At 41.4% G+C, this 20,538-nt stretch carries 20 protein-coding genes and 1 pseudogene; 7 read left to right on the forward strand and 14 right to left on the reverse strand.

Annotated elements, in window-relative coordinates; translation table 11 throughout:
- Positions 1 to 2 precede the first annotated feature (2 nt).
- Positions 3 to 863 carry a GNAT family N-acetyltransferase gene (locus WMO37_RS09665; RefSeq protein WP_349154889.1) on the reverse strand — a complete coding sequence of 287 codons (861 nt, stop codon included), beginning with the start codon at positions 861 to 863 and terminating at the stop codon, positions 3 to 5.
- Positions 864 to 1,040: 177 nt separating this feature from the next.
- Between WMO37_RS09665 and WMO37_RS09670 the strand changes: the two genes are divergently transcribed.
- The gene (locus WMO37_RS09670; RefSeq protein WP_227090000.1) at positions 1,041 to 1,655 is read left to right on the forward strand and encodes a hypothetical protein; all 615 of its coding nucleotides are present in this window, start codon (positions 1,041 to 1,043) and stop codon (positions 1,653 to 1,655) included.
- Positions 1,656 to 1,662: 7 nt separating this feature from the next.
- On the opposite strand, the gene WMO37_RS09675 is transcribed toward WMO37_RS09670, so the two are convergent.
- Positions 1,663 to 2,667: a sugar kinase gene (locus tag WMO37_RS09675; protein ID WP_022432552.1), complete on the reverse strand. Its 1,005-nt coding sequence runs from the start codon at positions 2,665 to 2,667 to the stop codon at positions 1,663 to 1,665.
- 194 nt (positions 2,668 to 2,861) lie between these two features.
- Between WMO37_RS09675 and WMO37_RS09680 the strand changes: the two genes are divergently transcribed.
- Positions 2,862 to 3,386 (forward strand): peptidylprolyl isomerase, encoded by a 525-nt coding sequence (locus WMO37_RS09680; RefSeq protein ID WP_227089998.1) that lies wholly within the window; start codon positions 2,862 to 2,864, stop codon positions 3,384 to 3,386.
- 452 nt (positions 3,387 to 3,838) lie between these two features.
- Here WMO37_RS09680 and WMO37_RS09685 read toward each other — a convergent pair whose 3' ends face one another.
- From WMO37_RS09685 to WMO37_RS09715, 7 genes are all read right to left on the reverse strand, one after another.
- Positions 3,839 to 4,312, reverse strand: coding sequence for a flavodoxin (locus tag WMO37_RS09685; protein WP_022432550.1), 474 nt, complete (start codon positions 4,310 to 4,312; stop codon positions 3,839 to 3,841).
- Between the two features lie 62 nt (positions 4,313 to 4,374).
- Positions 4,375 to 5,628 carry an erythromycin esterase family protein gene (locus WMO37_RS09690; RefSeq protein ID WP_227089996.1) on the reverse strand — a complete coding sequence of 418 codons (1,254 nt, stop codon included), beginning with the start codon at positions 5,626 to 5,628 and terminating at the stop codon, positions 4,375 to 4,377.
- 56 nt (positions 5,629 to 5,684) lie between these two features.
- A complete protein-coding gene (locus tag WMO37_RS09695; RefSeq protein WP_014078281.1) occupies positions 5,685 to 6,044 on the reverse strand; it encodes a helix-turn-helix transcriptional regulator in 360 nt (119 codons plus the stop codon).
- A gap of 189 nt (positions 6,045 to 6,233) precedes the next feature.
- Positions 6,234 to 6,656 carry a hypothetical protein gene (locus WMO37_RS09700; RefSeq protein ID WP_349154890.1) on the reverse strand — a complete coding sequence of 141 codons (423 nt, stop codon included), beginning with the start codon at positions 6,654 to 6,656 and terminating at the stop codon, positions 6,234 to 6,236.
- A 159-nt stretch (positions 6,657 to 6,815) separates the two neighbouring features.
- Positions 6,816 to 7,604: a TPM domain-containing protein gene (locus WMO37_RS09705; RefSeq protein ID WP_349154891.1), complete on the reverse strand. Its 789-nt coding sequence runs from the start codon at positions 7,602 to 7,604 to the stop codon at positions 6,816 to 6,818.
- Positions 7,601 to 8,671: a TFIIB-type zinc ribbon-containing protein gene (locus tag WMO37_RS09710; RefSeq protein ID WP_349154892.1), complete on the reverse strand. Its 1,071-nt coding sequence runs from the start codon at positions 8,669 to 8,671 to the stop codon at positions 7,601 to 7,603. The genes WMO37_RS09705 and WMO37_RS09710 overlap by 4 nt, the downstream gene beginning before the upstream one ends.
- A 429-nt stretch (positions 8,672 to 9,100) precedes the next feature.
- Entirely contained in the window at positions 9,101 to 9,391 is a 291-nt protein-coding gene (locus WMO37_RS09715; protein WP_227089992.1) for a hypothetical protein, read from the reverse strand.
- Between the two features lie 189 nt (positions 9,392 to 9,580).
- On the opposite strand from WMO37_RS09715, the gene fba reads away from it, so the two are divergent.
- From fba to WMO37_RS09730, 3 genes are all read left to right on the forward strand, one after another.
- Positions 9,581 to 10,444 (forward strand): class II fructose-1,6-bisphosphate aldolase, encoded by an 864-nt coding sequence (gene fba / locus WMO37_RS09720; RefSeq protein WP_022431119.1) that lies wholly within the window; start codon positions 9,581 to 9,583, stop codon positions 10,442 to 10,444.
- Between the two features lie 15 nt (positions 10,445 to 10,459).
- On the forward strand, positions 10,460 to 11,398 hold the full coding sequence (locus WMO37_RS09725) for a class B sortase (protein ID WP_349154893.1): 939 nt from the start codon (positions 10,460 to 10,462) through the stop codon (positions 11,396 to 11,398).
- Positions 11,399 to 11,633: 235 nt separating this feature from the next.
- Positions 11,634 to 13,745, forward strand: a complete 2,112-nt coding sequence (locus WMO37_RS09730; RefSeq protein ID WP_349154894.1) for a glutamine synthetase III family protein — start codon at positions 11,634 to 11,636, stop codon at positions 13,743 to 13,745.
- A gap of 192 nt (positions 13,746 to 13,937) precedes the next feature.
- Here WMO37_RS09730 and WMO37_RS09735 read toward each other — a convergent pair whose 3' ends face one another.
- The 4 genes from WMO37_RS09735 to WMO37_RS09750 are packed head-to-tail and all read right to left on the reverse strand — an operon-like array spanning position 13,938 to position 16,190.
- Complete coding sequence (locus WMO37_RS09735) at positions 13,938 to 14,417, reverse strand: S-ribosylhomocysteine lyase (protein ID WP_022431122.1); 480 nt, start codon at positions 14,415 to 14,417, stop codon at positions 13,938 to 13,940.
- Positions 14,418 to 14,468: 51 nt separating this feature from the next.
- Positions 14,469 to 15,026: an NUDIX hydrolase gene (locus tag WMO37_RS09740; protein ID WP_022431123.1), complete on the reverse strand. Its 558-nt coding sequence runs from the start codon at positions 15,024 to 15,026 to the stop codon at positions 14,469 to 14,471.
- A gap of 4 nt (positions 15,027 to 15,030) precedes the next feature.
- The gene (locus tag WMO37_RS09745) at positions 15,031 to 15,987 is read right to left on the reverse strand and encodes an NYN domain-containing protein (protein ID WP_022431124.1); all 957 of its coding nucleotides are present in this window, start codon (positions 15,985 to 15,987) and stop codon (positions 15,031 to 15,033) included.
- A 20-nt stretch (positions 15,988 to 16,007) separates the two neighbouring features.
- A complete protein-coding gene (locus WMO37_RS09750; protein WP_022431125.1) occupies positions 16,008 to 16,190 on the reverse strand; it encodes a DUF6472 family protein in 183 nt (60 codons plus the stop codon).
- A gap of 260 nt (positions 16,191 to 16,450) precedes the next feature.
- Here WMO37_RS09750 and WMO37_RS09755 point away from each other — a divergent pair, with 260 nt between their 5' ends.
- Both WMO37_RS09755 and WMO37_RS09760 read left to right on the forward strand, forming a co-directional pair.
- Positions 16,451 to 17,326 (forward strand): response regulator, encoded by an 876-nt coding sequence (locus tag WMO37_RS09755; protein ID WP_349154895.1) that lies wholly within the window; start codon positions 16,451 to 16,453, stop codon positions 17,324 to 17,326.
- A gap of 43 nt (positions 17,327 to 17,369) precedes the next feature.
- Positions 17,370 to 20,078, forward strand: coding sequence for a PocR ligand-binding domain-containing protein (locus WMO37_RS09760; RefSeq protein WP_349154896.1), 2,709 nt, complete (start codon positions 17,370 to 17,372; stop codon positions 20,076 to 20,078).
- A gap of 133 nt (positions 20,079 to 20,211) precedes the next feature.
- On the opposite strand, the pseudogene WMO37_RS09765 reads toward WMO37_RS09760, so the two are convergent.
- Positions 20,212 to 20,538, reverse strand: a pseudogene (locus tag WMO37_RS09765) (hypothetical protein); the annotation flags it as partial.

Consider the following 20,538-nt stretch of genomic DNA (forward strand, 5'->3'; position numbering starts at 1 on the left):
CGTTAATTGATACTGCAAACATACAGATTCATTCCGTCAATATCCTCCGCATAAACTGTAAATCCCAGTTTTTGTGCGAGGCTGATTGACGGAATATTTTTTTGATGACAGCATAAAAATAAATGACTGCAAAGCTCTCGCTCCTTTACATAATCAAGAATTGCAAGGCACGCTTCCGCGGCATACCCCATGCCCTGCCACGGCTTTCCGATAAGATAGCCCAGTTCTTTTTGTAATTCTCCGTCAATTTCGCGGTTTTCAATCCCCGCCCGTCCGATGACTTTATTATCTTCCTTACGGATCACCAGCCACAAACCATGCTCGAAAAAGCCGTACATATTTTTGATGTACTGTCTTGTAAATTCTTCTTCCTCAGCCCTTTCATACAGCGGTTCAATATACGGACAGTCCCGCAGTGTATCATAGACCTCGTACAGACTGTCTAAATCCGCAAGCTGCATTTCCCGTAAAATCAGCCTGTCGGTTTCTGCAATCTCAAGGGGAAATCTGTAATATCTGCAATAAACGGTTTCCAAGTACATTTTGTCGATTGAATCGGTATTTTCCACGACATATTTTGCACTACCCCTGTAATCAAAGCCGTAACCGATTGACGGAATATTTTTTACAACTTCGGGCAGTTCCGTATCCTGTAAGTCTGTTAAAAGCACCCGCCCCGCCAACGGTTGTAACCGTTTCAACCGCTTATTAAATGTTTCAGACGGTCCTAAGGACTGCAGCTGCTCCCGGCAGAGAATTTTTAAGTCCCTTAGTTCCGGCTGTCTGCGCAGTTTTTCACATATCTTATATTCTTTTTCTTTATCCTGCATGATGACTGCGATTTCCCGCACATTTTTCTGCATATTTTTTATCCACTTTCTTATTTTCTCAATCTTTTTTATTTTTTGCCGATACACATAATATATATATATGATATCAGGGTCAAAGGGTTATTCACCCACATGAGCTTGCTCATAGGTGGGTGAATAACCAACACAAACTTATACCGTTATAATATCAAAGATAAGGAGGACCTGCAAATGTCATCTGCTTTTATAAATTCACTGGGCAGCAGCTTTGGCAGCCTTACAACAACACAAACGAAATCACAGTCAAGAACGAAAAAGAAAACTACGCAGTCCGGTAAAATTGTCGTTAAAAAGAACATGACCGCACAGGGGTATCTGATCCGCATGGCAAATGCCAAATCCCCGGCACAGGTTGCCGGCATTATCCGTGCCGCACGCGCCGATGCCAACGCCATGAAAAATTCAGATGCAGGAAAAACAGCCATTGCCGAAGCCCAAAAAATTGCCGATGCGATTGAAAATAAAGGGACTTTAAAAATCAGCCGTTTAAAAAAGGAACAGCTGCTCCGTCAGAAAAAACAGATTGAAGAATCCTGCGGTGCAAAGAAAAAAGCCGCTTTGACGTCCAAACAGCTTAAAAAGAAAAAACGCGCCCGCAAAGCCGAGGAACGCGCCGATGCCGCAAATGCCATAACACCGTATAAAAAACAAACAGAGGAAGACAACGAATCCAATCCCTCATCTTCCTCTGATATGACTACGCCCGGCAGTGTCATTGACGTTGCGGTTACGGCTGATACCGGCTGCGCACCCGCTGACGCTTCAAGCGTTGATGTCAGTTTATAAAATTTTTTTATCTCTGTACTTCATTTCCGCTTTCAGAAAATGCGAGCTGGCTGACTTCATCTGCCGTAACAAGGTTGAAATCACCGCTTACGGTATGCTTTAAGCAGCTGGCTGCATTTGCAAATTCAACCATTTTCTGAGCATCGTACTTCTGTAAGCAGGCATAAATCAGACCTGCACAGAACGCATCGCCCGCACCGATATAATCTAAAATGTGCATGAAATATTCTTTGCTGTAATAAGCCTTTCCGTCTGTATAAATCATAGACTGTAACTTAAAGGTTGTGATAGAAGTTTCTGTACGCCAAACTGCTGCCACCATTTTAAACGGAAAACGCTTCATGAGTTCTTTTGCAATGTACTCGTTCTTTTCTGTGCCTTCTCCGACCGGCTCAAGCTGGAAAATACCAATCGCATCGTCTTCATTGGCAATACAGATATCTACATACTGGCAGATTTCTGTCATAACCTTGTTTGCCTTTTCACCGCTCCAGAGCTTGCTTCTGTAATTTAAGTCACAGCTGACAGTCATTCCCTTTTCTTTTGCTTTTTTGCAGGCTGTTAAGCAGACCTTAGCCAGTGTATCGCTGATTGCCGGTGTGATTCCTGAAAAATGGAACCATGTTGCATCTTCAAAAATGGCATCCCAGTCAAAATCACTTTCTTCTGCCAGTGCAATTGCTGAACCGCTTCTATTATAAATAACGTTTGATGGTCTCTGGCTGGTCTTCTTTTCCAGAAAATAAATACCAATCTGGTCGCCGCCGCGGACAATCTTACTGACGTCCACACCGTACTGACGCAGTGCATTGACTGCACTCTGACCGATTGCATGTTTTGGAAGCTTAGTTACATAAGCCGCATCCACACCAAAGTTGGATAAAGAAACGGCTGTGTTGGCTTCTCCGCCGCCGTATACGGCTTCAAACGAATGACACTGTGTAAAACGCTCACTGTTTTCCGGTGAAAGACGCAGCATAATTTCACCAAATGTAATAATTTTTTCCTTCATTTTATTCTTTCTCCATTTTCTATATATTGATATGAGTGTCAAAATACCTTTTTCCACTTATTTCATTTTGTGTCGTATTATAGCACATTTTTTGATACATTGTATAGTACATTTGCAAAAAATTTACGTTGACTTTTATGCAATGACTGGATACAATAACGAATATACTTGATATTCAGAAAGGAATTATTATTATGGCAAATCAAAATCCAGTTGTTACATTTACAATGGAAAATGGCGATATTATGAAAGCCGAGCTTTATCCGGAAGTTGCACCAAACACTGTCAACAACTTCATCAGCCTTGTAAAGAAGGGCTTTTATGACGGATTAATTTTCCACAGAATTATTGCAGGTTTCATGATTCAGGGCGGCGACCCGGAAGGTTCCGGCATGGGCGGTCCGGGATATTCTATCAAGGGTGAATTTAACATCAACGGTTTCCAGAATGACTTAAAGCATACAAAGGGTGTTCTTTCCATGGCGCGTGCACAGCACCCTGATTCTGCCGGTTCACAGTTTTTCATTATGCATGAAAACGCACCGCACTTAGACGGACAGTATGCGGCATTCGGCATGCTCACAGAAGGCGTTGACGTCTTAAATAAGATTGCCGAAACCGATACGGACTGGAGCGACAGACCACGCAATCCTCAGGTTATGAAGACGGTTACGGTTGAAACTTTCGGTGTCGATTATCCGGAACCGGAAACACTCTAATCGTTATTGCACATTTTAAAAATTGATAAATTAATAAATTGAACCCGGCAGAATTTCAAATGTATCCGATACATTAAAACTCTGCCGGTTTTTTATTCTGTTTGGCAGGATTTGATAGTCTTAATAGTTTTACTGCATCCATGTCTGGCTTTTTTTCAGTGTAATAGTTAAAGTTCACTTTAAGTCAAGCTTTTTACTTAAATTTTACATTTTTATTATGATGAGCTTTTTGCTGGAATGTCCAATATCTATTGTGCATATGGTGGTATGCGTTTTATGTATAATAAAAGCGGTACCGCATAGACATTTTATCTATACGGTACCGCCCTTTTTTCTTTTATTACATTTACAATACCCGTGCGCCGTTTATTCCATAGACACACACCAGAATGTACAGCACGTATCCGGGAATACACACTGCCTTAAAAATCCCCCTGATTCAGAAAGACTGCTCACTTAATATCCTTTACAAACTGCTCCAGCTTTTCCTTATTATCCTTTGCCTTATCACTGTGACGGTCTGCGAGGGCGACTTCACTTTTTAAATTTTTAAGTTTCTTTGACAACTGTGCAATACATCTGTCATTGTCCCCGCCGCCGCTGAATGTAAAGACAGCATTTATTCTATCAGCCACTCCGTACTTTTTAATAAAGGTGTTTACCGGAGATGCCGGTAAGCCCGCCCATATGGGTGTTCCCAATATAATTTCATCGTAATAATCTATATTATCGGGAACGCCTTTTATTTTCGGTGTTCTTCCAAATGTGGACTGCATTCCGCCGACAAGCATTTTCGCCGCCGGTTTTCGCGGAAGCGGCTTTGCCAAATCGATCTCAAATAATTTTGCGCCCAGTTTTCTTGCAATCTCTTTGGCGGCTTCTTTTGTATTTCCTGTTAATGAATAGTAAATAACTGCTTTGCTCATTGTGTTGTTCTCCATTTGTTCTTTATTTTATATGATTTGATAAACTTGAAGTTTTGCATACGTTATTCTTCTAATATTTTTGTAGGGTTCGCATCCGTTACAAATATCATACTATCATAAAGCACCGCAGGAGGTTGAAACATTCGATAACTTGGAGGAAGAAGTCGCATAATGATTGAGTAGCTTTCTCCAAGTGTTCCCATATAGGTGTATTCAGAAGCCTGCCTACCCAGTTCAGAATTTTCCGGGACTTTAGTAAAATCCAACCAACAAATATCAAATCCCGCCAGTTTTGCCGCCTTTGCTAAAGGGTCATGGGAATAAAACACCTGAATTGTACGCTTTTCAGGCGAACGGGTCGGCATATTGCAATGGGTTTTATAAAAATCGGTACCAATGACATAGTAACCGTTTGCTGCGTCCTTGGAAAGAAGTTTACCCATCGAGTCAGAACTGCCCCATTTTGCGACATGGCTGTTGTGACCTGTCACAAAGATTTTTTCATGCCCATTTCGCTGCTCCTGCTGTAAAATCCACTGTACATTTTCTGCCATAAATTGATCTCTTAATGTAGCACCATCAGCATTTGTCAGAGTTTGAAGCTCGGAATGCTGCATTAAAATATCTACAAAGTGAATTGCATTTTCCGAACCGTTCTTGCTTTCCAATTCTTTCTTCACTTGTGTAAGGGTTTCAATTCGAGTAGATAAATCGCATTCACTGCTCCAGTTTTCACCTTCCACAAGTTTCTGCAAGTTTGTTGTGTCCACTTCCAGTTCTTTGCAAGATTCTTTCAAAAACCTCATGCTGTAAGAAAGCCTCTGCATATCAAAACCGTAAAAGCGAAGGTCTTCGCCTTCCAATGCACTTTCATTGTACTGGCGCATATAGGAGATAAGTTCTGCCATCTCTTCCGTTCTATAAATGGAAAATCCAATCGCTGCGGCTGCTTCCTGTGCTGTCCCCTCACCGCCGTGTATATATCGGTTTACCTGCTCGCAACCGCCGTAGTCACCTTCAAGGGCAAACGCCCTAACACCATTCTTTTTTACCAGCTGCTTGAACACTTCCAGCTTCAACTGCTGAAATTCTGCATTTCCATGAGTAGCTTCTCCCAATGCAATTATTTTTGCACTTTCAGGCACGGTTATATTTTCCACGGGTTCAGCATAAGCTAAAAACTCTTTTGGATTCACATTTTCTCCTGTGCCAAAACCTCCAAAACGCATAAATACAAGTGCCGCTAAAGCCATAACACCTAATAATCCAAAAACGATATATCTTATCTTAAATCTTCTTGTCTTTTTATTCTTCATATCTAATAGACCTTTCCTTTATAATGAATCAGTTGTCTTACATCCGTTTTACACGCTTATTGTACTTCACGTAATAGTTCTTCTGCCGTAGTGTTGAACAATTTTGCAAGTGTAAGCAGATTGGAAGTGCTTGGGTCAGATGCTCCGGTCTCCCATTTAGAGACAGCCTGCCTGCTTACGCCGATAGATTCTGCAACAAACTCCTGCGTCATCTTACACTCTTCACGATGCTGCTTCAAAACCTCACCGAGAGATTTCTTGATGCTGGACTTTTCTTTTCTGACATTGCCTGATTTGACATATCTACTCAATGCTCTTATGAGGAAAATTCCCACAGTGATAAATGCCGCTATCACCGCCACCCCAATTAGCAGTACAATACCAAAAACAATAACTCCTAAAAAATCATATTTCACTTAATTACCTCCTTTCGTGACTTCATGATAGCGAAATTTCATGGTTGCTACCACCAACTATCACGATATTTCTTTGGTTGCGAACGGTTGCGGAACTAAAATAACACTTTTTTATGTAAAAGGCATATATGTAAATTAATAAAACGACAAATCCCGATTTCTCAGTTTCAAAAATTGGAAGTTATCGCTTTACTTTTGTTGTATCTTAGCCAAAATACTTTCTATTACAAGTGTTACTGTTATAAAGGCTCCTACAAGGGTATAGTAGTTTAAGCCATACATCAATGGCAAAAGAGAAATAACTACTGTAATAATGGAAAGGACAAACAATGCTTTGAGAACACCTTTCTTCTTCAATGAAAACAATGAAAGTAAGAAGATGGCAACAGTAAGTGTGGCTGTAATAAGTGGAGCAAAATTTGCATAGCCAAACGGTGTAAGGCTAAAGTATGAGAATGTTTCTTTTACTCTTTCTGTTGGAGATGTTGCAAAAATACAAACTGCTCCCAAGGGTAATAATTCTAACACTATTGTTAAAGCTGGCAAAACCGCTAAGCAGACTTTCTTCATGTTGTATATCTCCTTTACAAATTCCGATTTAATTAACTTCATTATATATTTTCCGGCTAGAGTTGTCTATACATTATCCCCCCCCCGGCAAAGTATTCAAAAAAGCGGAAACCATACTCCTTTCCGTGACCCTGTCACGAAATCGCAATATGATTTCCGCTTCTGCTATTCTTTTAATATTTCACAAAATACCTGTTCAAATTAAAAATGTCCGCCTGAGCTGCCGGAGTTTCCTCCGCCGCCACCGCCGCCGGAACTTCCCGAACTGCTGCTGGATTCAATATGACGTGTAACAACCGTTGTATTGATAAAACGGTCTTCACGTCTTCTGACGTTGAAGTTATGATTCCTGGTATACGTTCTGCTGTCCACTGTCATCTTAGACTTTGCCTGAAACATCATGGCAATGACCGCAGCCGCAGCAACTCCCAGTGAAATTAAAAGCTTCTGTGGCAGATACAGTGACAGTCTGTAAGAAAGGCTGGTATCGAGCTGTTTGCGTACACCTGCAATATATTTTTTACAGCCTGCATAATAATTGCCATCTGAAAGCTTATCTTCCGCTTTTTCACGGATAGCATCTAATTTACTCTGCGTAAAGCTTTTCGTCGTTCTTGCAATACCTGATGTAACCAGCATATCCGCCCGTGACTTCATATCAATGACATAGACAATTGCATCCGGCTCCGAACTGCTTTCATCATAGCCGTAGCTTTCATTAATAATGCCGCGTACATCATTTTCCAGTTCTTTATCGTCCAGTCCTTTGCTCTGTGTCAGAATCACGACATCCGTCTTGCAGGCATCAGATGCTTTCCGGCACATTTTAGTAAGCTGTTCCTTTTCCTTATCGGTAAATAAACCCGCATCATCGACCACATACTCTTTGGACTGCGTATCTGCCCATGCATCCTGCGGCATACCGCCTAAAACTGCTGCCGCTAAAAGGAGCAGGCTCACGAGTAAAATCATTTTCTTTTTCATGTTCATAGCGCAAGCCCTCCTAATGTCAGCACAATCATCATGATTACAAAAATTCCTACAAAGTAAGCAGCTGCTTTTCCTTTGCTGATTGGACGGTCTGCTACGATTTTACCCGTCTGTCCGTTTAAAACGAAGTTAAAATCTTTTCCGTGATAACGGCAGTTTAACATCCATACCGGAAGCAGTGCATATTCGTTGTGCTTATTATTCATGGAAATGTGATTATCCAACACGCTGACAGTCGAATATCCAAGCATTGTGCTTCTTGCAATCTCCGTAATATAACGGTCTACCCTTTTTCTGACACGGCTCTGCATCTGCTCATCGGTGAAATTATACCGTTCTGAAAGATATCCTGACAGATATGGCATTGCAAACGGTTTTAACGCCGTATAGTCAAACGGCTCTAACTTATCCATCGTATCATCGTCCATTTTTTCCGAAGCATCTGCCGGCACTTTTTCAAACTGTGCCTCTACATCACGGTATACGTGAAAATGGTCTGTATATGTATACTCTGTATCGCCGTGGCGCTCGGTTCTGATTTTTTCGGCTTTTGCCGTCATCTCGGTTTCGGCATCGAAATCATACAGCCAAAACGGCACATAAACACCGGAAATTTTTTCAATGGTGCTTTCTGTTGACAGTGTCTTTGGCGTAAGCAGCCCTTTTTTTACCCAGCTTTTATACATTTTCTTTGCTGCTTCCCGGTCAATCTGAAACGGAATGACCGATGACGGTGAAAATTCTCCGCTTAAGCGGTCTTCCACCAGTGACGGATTGCCGCAGAATGAACAGATTGTTGCAGATGTATACTCATCTGCCAGCAATTCTGCACCGCAGCTCTGGCAGTGATACACTTTCATATTCATGCTGCCTTTACCCTTTTGTCCCTCTGACTGTGCAGACTGTGCGTTTTCCCCGGCTTCTGCATCGCTGTAGAGATGTCCGTACTGCTTTTCGTAGTCCTGTACATCCATTTCCATCTGGCAGGATGGGCACTTAAGTTTTTGTGCCGTGCTGTCAAATTCCATTGCCGCCCCGCAATTCGGGCATTTGTACGTTATTGGCATATTCCCTCCATTCCCCTTGATACTTCATCAGGTACACTTTAGTATATTATGATACTTATTATATGATACGCTATCCGTGTAAGCAAGAATCCGCATCATTATATCATCTTTTCTTTAATGCCTTTCGCTGCTTCGCCATGCACGTTATCGTTCTCAAGCCTGATGCAGAACTTTTTGCAAGCACAGTTCTGCTTCGAGCTTTCGTCCGGCACGGCTCATAGCTTTCGGGCATTCATATTTTGTTCATATTTCTTTTAATATCTCTTAACAATATGCACACGTTTTCTTCACTTTTCCTGCATATAATACATTTGTATTAAGAAATTAGCCAATATTTTTTTAATAAAGATTTTTTTCATAATCCCAGTTGTTTAAGTGAATAAACAACTCCTCCCTCTTTTCATCGCCCCTAGCCAGGGCGATGTTTTTTTATCGGATCAAGAAGGAAACAATCATCATCACAATTCCCACAACCAGCATGATAATTCCGGTTTTGCGGTCTTTGTTGACTGCCGGTGACTTTAAATCTTTACGGTCTCTTTCATCATAGAAAATATTCCACTGGTGTCTGGAATTGGATATTTTTACAATTCCGATAAATGCAATCATCATGCCTGCAAAAAACACCATAAACCCCAAAAACGGCAGATATGAAGTTCCACGATAACTCTCACTGTCATTAAAATCAATATCACATAATACACTCTGTAATAATCCCATTGCCTGCACTCCCTTCTGCCTCACCGGCGGATTTTGTATTTATTATACAACATTTTTCACAATACTAACAGTCTGTTATTTTGAAAACATCATAAAACCTTTATAAATTGAGATTGCCGCTTTTATTTTCAGTCAATTTGCGGTATAATCAACCTATATTAAATTAAAAAATATCAGGAGGTACGATTTATGTTGGTTTCTGCAAAAGAAATGTTAACAAAAGCCCGTGAGGGTAAGTATGCTGTAGGTCAGTTTAATATTAATAACCTGGAATGGACAAAGACCATTCTTCTTACAGCGCAGGAATTAAATTCCCCTGTTATCCTCGGCGTATCAGAGGGTGCAGGTAAATACATGGGTGGTTTTAAAACTGTTTCCGGTATGGTAAACGGACTGCTTGAAGGATTAAATATTACCGTTCCTGTGGCTCTGCACTTAGACCACGGTACATATGAAGGCTGCTACAAGTGTATTGAAGCCGGTTTTTCTTCTATTATGTTTGATGGTTCCCACTACCCAATCGCAGAAAATGTTGAAAAAACAACAGAGCTTGTAAAAATCTGTAATGAAAAGGGACTTTCCCTTGAAGCGGAAGTCGGTGCAATCGGCGGTGAAGAAGACGGTGTTATCGGCATGGGTGAGTGTGCTGACCCGAATGAATGCAAGTCAATTGCAGACCTTGGTGTTACAATGCTTGCTGCCGGAATCGGTAACATCCACGGCAAATATCCTGCCAACTGGCCGGGTCTTAGCTTTGAGACACTGGCTGCCGTAAAGGAAAAGGTCGGTGATATGCCGCTCGTTCTCCACGGTGGTACAGGAATTCCTGAAGATATGATTAAGAAAGCCATTTCTTTAGGCGTTGCAAAGATTAATGTCAATACAGAATGCCAGCTTGCTTTCGCTGCTGCCGTAAGAAAGTACATCGAAGCAGGAAAAGACCTTGAAGGCAAGGGATTTGACCCGAGAAAGCTTCTTGCACCTGGCTGTGATGCAATCAAAGAAACTGTCCGTGAAAAAATCGAATTATTCGGTTCTGCAAATAAGGCCTGATTCCGGTAATACAGCATGAACAACGATAAAGAACAGATAACTTCCAATGAAAAATCCGAAGACGTTTTAGCAGATTTATCAAAAGATGAGCATTCCGGAGAGGAGACATCTTCTCCGGAATCTTCCGGTAAAAAGACATTTACGGACACTGACGGTTCAGATTCTGTAAATGCGGACGTTGCCGCAAAGCCGTCTATTTTACGGTGCATTATTTTGATTGCGGCAATATGTGTCTTTTGCTATTCTGCTTTTATGTTGTTTCAGATTTTCTGGGAATACAAAAAAGGCAATGATATTTATGATACCATTCAAAATCAGGTATTAGATACAGACACACCAACTTCTGTCACGCTTGACGATGAAGAAGTCGAAATTCCGTTTGTATATGACCATAAGCAGCTGCTCTCCATCAATTCCGAAGGACTTGGCTATCTTTACATTCCTTCAATTGATGTACGGCTTCCGATGGTCCAGTCTACAGATAATGATTTTTATTTGACCCACACCTTTAATAAGACCGCTAATAAAAACGGCTGTCTTTTTGAGGATTACCGGATTACCGGCGGACTTTCCGCTACCAACGTCATTATTTACGGACACAATATGCACAACGGCAGTATGTTTGGAAAGCTTTCCCGCTATGATGATGAAAGCTTCTATTATACGGAAGGCCACGACATGTTTTATATTTACACTGAAAATAAAATCATGCAGTACCGCATTTTCAGTGCATATATCAGTGAACCTGTCAGTGATACGTACACCTTTAATTTTTCAACGCTTTCCGGATTACAGGATTATGCCAGATCCATGAAAGCACTTTCAATTTATAATACCGGTGTTTCTGTTGATGATGTTTCGCAGGTTGTAACACTTTCTACCTGTACCTCTGACGGTTCGAAGCGTTTTATCGTTCAGGGTGCTTATGTGGGAGAAGCCTTATTAACCTACTGATTTTTGACATTCTTTGTGCTTTTAATTTAATTTTTAAATAAAATACAAAAAAGAACTTGCATTCTTAGACATTTTGCGTTATTTTATTTAAAGACAGAGAGCAAACAAACAAAGTGCTGTCGATAATTAAATAGTAGAACAAAGGTGTTCCATATTTATCTGCATATAAATTGGAATGCCTTTTTTGATTTTACTATTAATATATTAACATAATAAAAGGAAGGAAGACAAAGTTATGAGTGAAAAATTTAACGTAGCTGACATCTTTGGTGAAAATGTATTTAACGATACTGTCATGAAGGAGCGTTTACCAAAGAATGTCTACAAAAACCTCAAATTAGCTATGACAGGCGTTCAGGAATTATCTTTAACAGATGCCGATGTGATTGCAAATGCAATGAAGGACTGGGCAATTGAAAAGGGTGCTACACATTATACACACTGGTTCCAGCCATTGACAGGAACAACTGCTGAAAAGCACGACTCTTTCATTTCAGCACCAAAGGAAAACGGAAAAGTTCTGATGGAATTTTCCGGCAAAGAATTAATCAAAGGTGAACCGGATGCCTCTTCATTCCCTTCAGGCGGACTTCGTGCAACATTTGAAGCAAGAGGCTATACAGCATGGGACTGCACTTCACCGGCTTTTGTCCGTGAAGATGCTACAGGTGCTACACTTTGTATTCCTACCGCTTTTTGTTCTTATACAGGCGAGGCACTTGACCAGAAGACTCCGCTTCTTCGTTCAATGGATGCTATTAATGAACAGTCATTACGTATTTTAAAATTATTCGGCAACACACATTCTAAGAAGGTTACACCTTCTGTCGGTGCTGAACAGGAATACTTCATCGTAGACAGAGAAAAGTATTTACAGAGAAAAGATTTAATCTTCGCAGGCCGTACATTATTCGGTGCCATGCCTCCTAAGGGTCAGGAACTTGATGACCATTACTTCGGTGCTATCCGTGAAAGAATCGGTGCATTCATGAAGGATGTCAACAAGGAACTCTGGAAGCTTGGTGTTTCCGCAAAGACACAGCACAACGAAGTTGCTCCTGCACAGCACGAACTTGCTCCGATTTATGCACAGTGCAACACAGCTACAGATAACAACCAGCTGACAATGGAAGTTTTAAAGAAGGTTGCTTACAGACACGGTCTTGTATGTCTGCTTCATGAAAAGCCATTTGCAGGTGTAAACGGTTCCGGTAAGCACAATAACTGGTCTATCACAACAGATGACGGTATCAATTTATTAGAGCCTGGTAAGACACCTCATGAAAATATCCAGTTCTTACTGGTACTCGGTGCTGTCATGAAGGCTGTTGATACCCATGCTGATTTACTTCGTGAATCTGCTTCTGATGTCGGCAACGACCACAGACTCGGTGCGAACGAAGCACCTCCTGCTATCATCTCTATGTTCCTTGGAGAACAGCTTGAAGATGTTGTTATGCAGTTAATCGACAAGGGTGATGCTACAAGCTCAATCCAGAAGGGTAAGTTAAAGACCGGTGCTTCTACACTTCCTGACTTAAATAAGGATGCTACCGACAGAAACAGAACATCACCGTTTGCTTTCACAGGTAATAAATTTGAATTCCGTATGGTTGGTTCTGCCGACTCTATCGCTCCTGCAAATGTTGTATTAAATACTATCGTTGCAGAAAGCTTTAAAGAAATCGCTGATGAACTGGAAAAGGCTGATAACTTCGACATGGCATGCCATGATATGATTAAAAAGCTTTTCACAGACCATCACAAGATTGTATTCAACGGAAACGGCTATACAGATGAATGGATTGCAGAAGCTGAAAGACGCGGTCTTCCAAACATTCCTTCTATGGTTGATGCAATTCCTGCTCTTACAACACCAAAGGCTGTTAAGCTGTTTGAAAGCTTTGGCGTATTTACAGAAGCAGAATTAAAGTCAAGAGCTGAAATCAAGTACGAAGCTTATGCGAAGGCTATCAATATCGAGGCAAAGGCTATGCTTGATATTACAGGCAAGCAGTTAATCCCTGCTGTAATCGCTTACTCAACAGAACTTGCAAACTCTGTTCTTGCAGTAAAGGAAGCCGGTGCCGATGCTTCTACACAGGCCGATTTATTAACTACCGTAACCGGTTACTTAAAGGAAATGAAGACACAGCTTGCTGCACTGGAAAAGGCTATTGCTGACGGTGCTGAAATCAGCAATGTAGAAGAACAGGCGAAGTTCTTCAGAGATACCGTAAAAACTACAATGGATGCTTTAAGAGCACCTGCCGACAAGCTTGAAATGATTGTTGACAAAGACTTCTGGCCATTCCCTTCTTACGGTGATTTATTATTCGAGGTTTAATTTATAAAGAATTTTACTTAAAAATCGTATGATAACTATATAAAATAAGGGTTGTTCCGATATTTCATTGTCGGAACAACCCTTATTTTGGTCTTTATTGCTTTATTACTTTATCCGCAGCTCTTTAAGCGCAAGGCTAAAACAGCGCTTAATCACTCCGTATCAGATACCCGTTCTGTCTTGTGCTGTTGTCTACTGCGGATACACAAGACGCTCCGGCGCCGGATTATCTAAGACTTCCTGCTTGAACTTTCTCATATAAATCTTGGCAAGATTTAAGTTGTTGTCCAGATAATTTCCGCAGTCCCTCGGAGAATATCCCGGAATTTCGCCCTCATAAGACAGTACGAAATCTGCGGCCTCACGCAGTACCGGCAAAATATCTTCTGATTTTAAATCTCCTGCAAAAATCACATAAAACCCGGTACGGCAGCCCATTGGTCCGAAATAAACCGTCTTATCAGCCCATTCCCTGTGGTTTCTTAAAAATGTCGCAACTAAATGTTCAATAGAATGAATCCCCGGATTGTCCATCGGCGGTTCTTCGTTTGGTCTTGTAAAACGCAGATCAAAGGTTGTCAGCACCTGATCTCCTAAATAATCTTTTCTTGAAACATAAACACCAGTGAGTAAATCAAGATGATTTACCGTAAAACTTGCAATTTTATTCATTTTTTCTGTCCTTTCCTTCTATTCCTGCAATTCAACCGGAATTGCTGTACATCATCCGCGGATTGCTTTTTCCAACATCTTAAATTCACTTTCAAATATACAGTTGCGGATTTCACCTGTCCACAGCTTGTTCTTACATTCGTCAAAATCAATCCAGCGTACAGACTCCACTTCTTCTTCCTGAAGCTTAAAGTCCGAATCCTTCACCGGTTCATCATAAATGTAAACGGCGCTTAATTCATGGTTTTTAAACGGCTTTCCGTCAAAAACCGCTTCCATTGTCCCGTCATGCATTCCGATAAATTTAAGCTTCTCTGGGTCTGCCTTAATTCCCAGTTCTTCTTCCAGCTCCCGCACCGCCGATTCCAGATAATCCTGTCCTGCGGGAATATGCCCTGCCGAGGATATATCATAACAACCGGCATACGCATCTTTTGTTGCGGCTCTTTTTTGCAGTAAAATATCAAATTTCTTTTTATTTTTGTCTGTATAACGCACAAGCCATACGTGCGATGTTCCGTGAATATCCCCGTCCGTATGCACCTGTGTACGCTCTTTGATTTCGCCTGTCAGCTCACCATTTTCTGTACGAATATCTAAATACTCCATGCGCTCACCTTTCGTTTCCTTTTATATATACCATTTTGCGGTTTTCATGAACGGATTCAATCTTTAACACCTTAATGGAACTGATAAACTTCGACAATGTGGAATAACCGTATTCCTTAGCTTTAAATCCCGGATACTTTACATGGATTTTCTGTCCCAGTGCGGCAAGTTCAACTCCTCTGCTGCCGGCTTCCCGCACGCAGGCGATTGCAAAGTCCGTTACCTGCTTTTTATTGCCGTTGTCTTCTTTTAAACGGACAATCACGGTATTGTTGACTTTCTGTAAGTCGAAATTATCAATTTCCTCGATAAATGTAGACAACGAACTGTATCCGTAGTTTCTGACATCAAAATCCGAATATTTCTTCTGCAGACGGCTGCCAATCTCGCCCAGTCCTGTCGGTCTGCCCTTGTCGTCATTTTCAATGACAATTTCAATGATGGCATTTTCAATGACCGCCTGACTGATGATATTTTCAGGAATCCTTTTCTGCTTCCTGACCGGTGTTTCTTCTTCTTCCTCCGCCGCCTCTAACAGCAGTTCCAGATCCGTAAAAACGGAACAGGCTGCCCTGAATGACCGCGGGGTTTTATTTTCTCCCATGCCGATAACGTCCATGCCGGATTCTTTTAAGCGGCTCGCCAGCCTTGTAAAATCACCGTCACTCGATACAATGCAGAACCCGTCCACATTCCCCGTATACAAAATATCCATGGCATCTATAATTAATGTGGAATCGGTTGCATTTTTCCCGACCGTATTGCGGAACTGCTGAATCGGCACAATTGAATTTTCCATAAGTGCATCCTTCCATCTGCCCGCCTGCGGACTCGTCCAGTCCCCGTAAATTCTTTTATATGTAATCACACCGTACTTTGTCATTTCGTCCAAAATATACGCAATATATTTTGAGGAAATGTTATCGGCGTCAATTAACACTGCATAGTGCTTATCTTCCATTCCCTTCTGCCTTCCCTGTCCTACATCTGATGTCTTACAATCTTATATTCATCGTTGCTCTGATAGTATGGACAATTCTTATATTCCGATGCACAAAAACGTGCATAATCATCTTCATCCATATTCACATCACATACATATTCTTCCATTTCTTCATCGTAAACTAAATTGTTGCAGTAATCGCAGCTAATCTGTCCCGCCATGTTATACCTCATTTCCGGACGATTCAATCGCAAAGGTATTTCCCCTGCCATAATGACTATCTGTTTTCGCCCGGAAACAATATAGCCCGCGGCTGGCTTTTACCTGCCGCATAAAAAACCTGTTAATATTATAACAGACGATTCTTCAAATGTATATTCAATTTCCTATAAAAAAAGAGTGCATTATCCATAAAAATTTTATATAATAGAGATAACAAAACAACGTGAACAACTAAATAACAACGCAAGGAGGGGTACTTATGAAATATAAGGTCTTACTAACCGGAAAGAACAATGTTGCAATTGATGAATTTTTCACAAAAATGTATAACAGCTTTGAGTGTCAGACAACGTCCAATCGCTATGAAGATATGATAAGCCATCTGCACGCTTTCAATCCAGATGCTTTTGTCTACTGCTTACAGGACGAACCGGTCGATGATATTACAAAAATTATATCTATGAAAAGCAGGAATGCCGGACAGCTTCCGCTGATTATCATCGGAGATGCTGCCGACTGTGACAAATTTACAAAAGCCGCTGTTAAGGTTGCGGATTTGATACTGCAGCGCCCTTTAACCGCCGCAGTGATTGAACAGCGCATAAATGTCTTTTTAAAACAGAAAAAGCGAATGCACGAACCGATTGCTGAAGAATTAAAAAAAGCAGACCTTGCCTTTAACGAAACATTTCCGCCAAAAACAGATGTGCCGGACGTGACGGATATGCCGGATATACGTGATATTGCAAATATACCGGGAATGACTTCCGGCAAGAAGCATATTCTGGTCATTGACGATGATGCCCGTATGTTAAAAGTCATTAAGCTTCATCTGCATGAAAAATACGATGTCGCAACTGCCATCAGCGGAAAAATCGCTTTAAAATTCTTAGAAACCAAGCACACCGATTTAATTTTACTCGACTATGCCATGCCGGATGAAAACGGTCTTGTCGTACTTGAAAAGCTGCGTGCCAATCCGTCGACCAAAAATATTCCTGTCATCTTTTTAACCGGCATTACCGACCGCAAAAAGATACAGGAGGCACTGGTGATGAAACCGCAGGGTTACCTTTTAAAACCAATTAACAGAAAACGCCTGCTTGCTGCCATCCAGAATACACTTGAATCGTAGTCGCAGCTATGAGAATAAAACTACCTGCGGAAGGAAGATGCCTATGGAAAACGAATTACATTTAACGGATTTAATCGATGTGGAAATGCTGCAAAAAATTCAGGATGCTTTTTCTGACATGACCGGCATTGCTTCCGTCACAACCGATGCTGACGGAGTTGCCGTAACAAAAGGCTCTCATTTTTCAGACTTCTGCATGAAATATACACGTTCTTCACCACTGGGCTGCCAGCGGTGTGAATTATGCGATAAAAACGGGGCGGAGCTGGCACTTAAAAAAGGGGCTTCTTCAACCTATTTCTGTCACGCAGGACTCGTGGATTTTGCCGCACCGATTATTGCGGACGGCAGAATGGTGGGCTGTTTTATCGGCGGTCAGGTGCTGACCGAGCCGCCGGATATTTCAAAAATCATGCAGGTCGCCGATGAACTGGGGGTTGACCCTGCCAGCTACATTCAGGCGGTTATGAAAGTCAATATCGTGGAAAAAAGCCAGATTGACAAAGCAGCAAGCTTTTTATATACCATTGCAAACGGTCTTTCCAATATTGCCTACCACAAATACCAGCTGTTTCAGGCAAATATTGAGATTGAAAAGGTTAACCGCATGAAGTCGGATTTTCTTGCTAATATGAGCCATGAAATCCGTACCCCGATGAATGCTGTAATCGGCATGGCAGAAATGGCGCTGCGTGAAGACCTGCCGCCTGCCGCAAGGGATTATATTACTCAGATTAAAGCCTCTGGAAAGACACTTTTAACCATCATCAATGATATACTGGATTTCTCAAAAATTGAGTCCGGCAAGATGAATATTATTCCGGTGGAATATGAACCAATGTCTACAATCCACGATGTTGCAAATATTATCACCACGCGGATTGGAAGCAAAAATGTTGAGCTGATTTTAGATATTGCACCGGATATCCCTTACAAGCTGTTTGGTGACAGTATCCGTTTTAAACAGATTTTGTTAAATCTTGCCAATAATGCCGTAAAATTCACCAAACACGGACGCGTGCTTTTAAAAATTTATGCGGATCCTGTAGAAAACGGTGAAACTGTTTTACACGCTTCTATTGAAGATACCGGCATCGGTATTAAAAAAGAACATATTGGAAGACTTTTCCGCTCCTTTGAACAGTTAGACAGCAAACGCAACCGCAATATCGAAGGCACGGGACTGGGGCTTGCTATTTCCAAGCTGCTGCTGACGTTGATGCACGGCACTATTTCCGTTGAAAGCGAATACGGTGTTGGCAGTACCTTTTCTTTTACACTGCCGCAAAAGGTCCTGGATGACCGTCCAAGCGGTGTATTTAACAATGATCCGCCGGTTCATGCTGCACTTTTTATTAAAAACAGCCTAGTACAGGAACAGTTGCAAAAGGATCTGGACCGTCTGCATATTGCTTATGACAATTGTACCGTGACCAGGACTGAGCCGGGCAATACACCTGATTATCTTTTTATCGATTATGCGGTATTTTCCTCTGCCATGCAGGATTATATTCAGGCACACCCTGAACTGACCGCTGTATTGATTACAGACTTTTATACTTCGGTCAGTTGCAATTTAAAGAATCTGCACATTGTAAAAAAGCCGCTGTACTCTTTAAATCTGATTTCGATTTTAAAAAATGAAGATCTGCATTTTGATGAAGAAGATGATGCCGACCACTTTGAATTTACGGCACCGGATGCACAGATTTTAATTGTCGATGACAATGCTATTAACCTGACCGTTACGGAAGGACTTTTGAAGCCGCTTGGTATGCAGATTGACACCTGCCTCAGCGGAAAAGAAGCCATTGAAAAAATTTCGTCACAGATGTATGACATTATTTTTATGGATCATATGATGCCGGAACTGGACGGTGTGGAAACAACGCACATTATCCGGCGTTTTCATCCTGAATATGACGATGTTCCGATTATCGCCCTGACTGCTAATGCCATTGACGGTACAAAAGAAATGTTTTTAAAGGAAGGCATGAACGATTTTGTACCAAAGCCGATTGAACTGCAGTTTTTAACTGCAAAAATCAAGCACTGGCTTCCTGCGGAAAAGATTGACCGACAGCACGGTATGTCTGCAAGCAGAAATACCACAGGCACTGACAACACTGTAACTGCCACTAATGCCGCTGCGGACAATACGCAAGCATTTCCGGCGATTGAGGGACTTGATACAAAAGCTGCCATACAGCTTCTTGGCAGCCCGCAGTTATATATGACCGTTCTAAAAGATTACTACCGTGTCATTAAACAGAAGGCAGAACTGATTAAGAAATATGAGCAGCAGGAAGACTGGCACGCCTATACCATTGAAACCCACGCATTAAAAAGCGCTTCCAGACAGATTGGTGCGACTGACCTTGCCGAATCCGCTGCCCGTCTGGAACTTGCCGGTTCCAGACAAGATGCAGCACTCATTCATGAACAGACTGTTTCCCTCCTTCATGATTATTTACAATACCAGTCTATTTTGCAGCCATATTTTCAAAAGGAAGAAAAAATCTCCGCACAGGAAACGATTACTGCACCGGTTCTGGAGAAGCTTTTTTATGCCATGTATGATGCAATTGATAATCTGAACAGCGATACCATGGAATCTACGCTGGAGGAAATGACACACTTTATCTATCCTGACAACCAGCAGGAATTTTTAAATCAGCTAAAGACGGCTGTTTCCGATATTGACGTGGAACAATGCACGAAAATCCTTGATGCATGGAAATCTGTTGTTTAATATCGTATTTTATCAACTACAATACCCCGCAGCGTATTACATTTCTGTTTATACCCTGCGGGGTATTTCTTAAAACGTGTAGCCTTTTTTGTCCATACCGATGATAAACCTGATTTCACGCTGCTTTGCAATCTTATTTTTCTTCTTTTGATATACTTTGCGCCAGTTTTTCTACGGTTTCCTGTGGCAATTCAGCTAATTCTGCGACAGATTTTATGTCATTCCCCATACTAAGAAGTTTTGTGGCAATCTGAATTTTAGTATATTCTTCGCCTTCGCGGCGTCCGCGGTTTAAGATATCTTTTGCTTCATAGTTTAATACTTTTCCGCCCATTGTCCGGCTCACCCCTTTCGCAACATTTTTATATTTAACAGCAAGATGCTCTATGACTTTACGTGACATATCAAGAATAGCAGCTTTGGCATATCTGTTCAAGTCACCCATCTGGCAGGCGATTTC

It is taken from the genome of Lachnospira intestinalis (assembly GCF_040095895.1).
GTDB lineage: Bacteria > Bacillota > Clostridia > Lachnospirales > Lachnospiraceae > Lachnospira > Lachnospira intestinalis.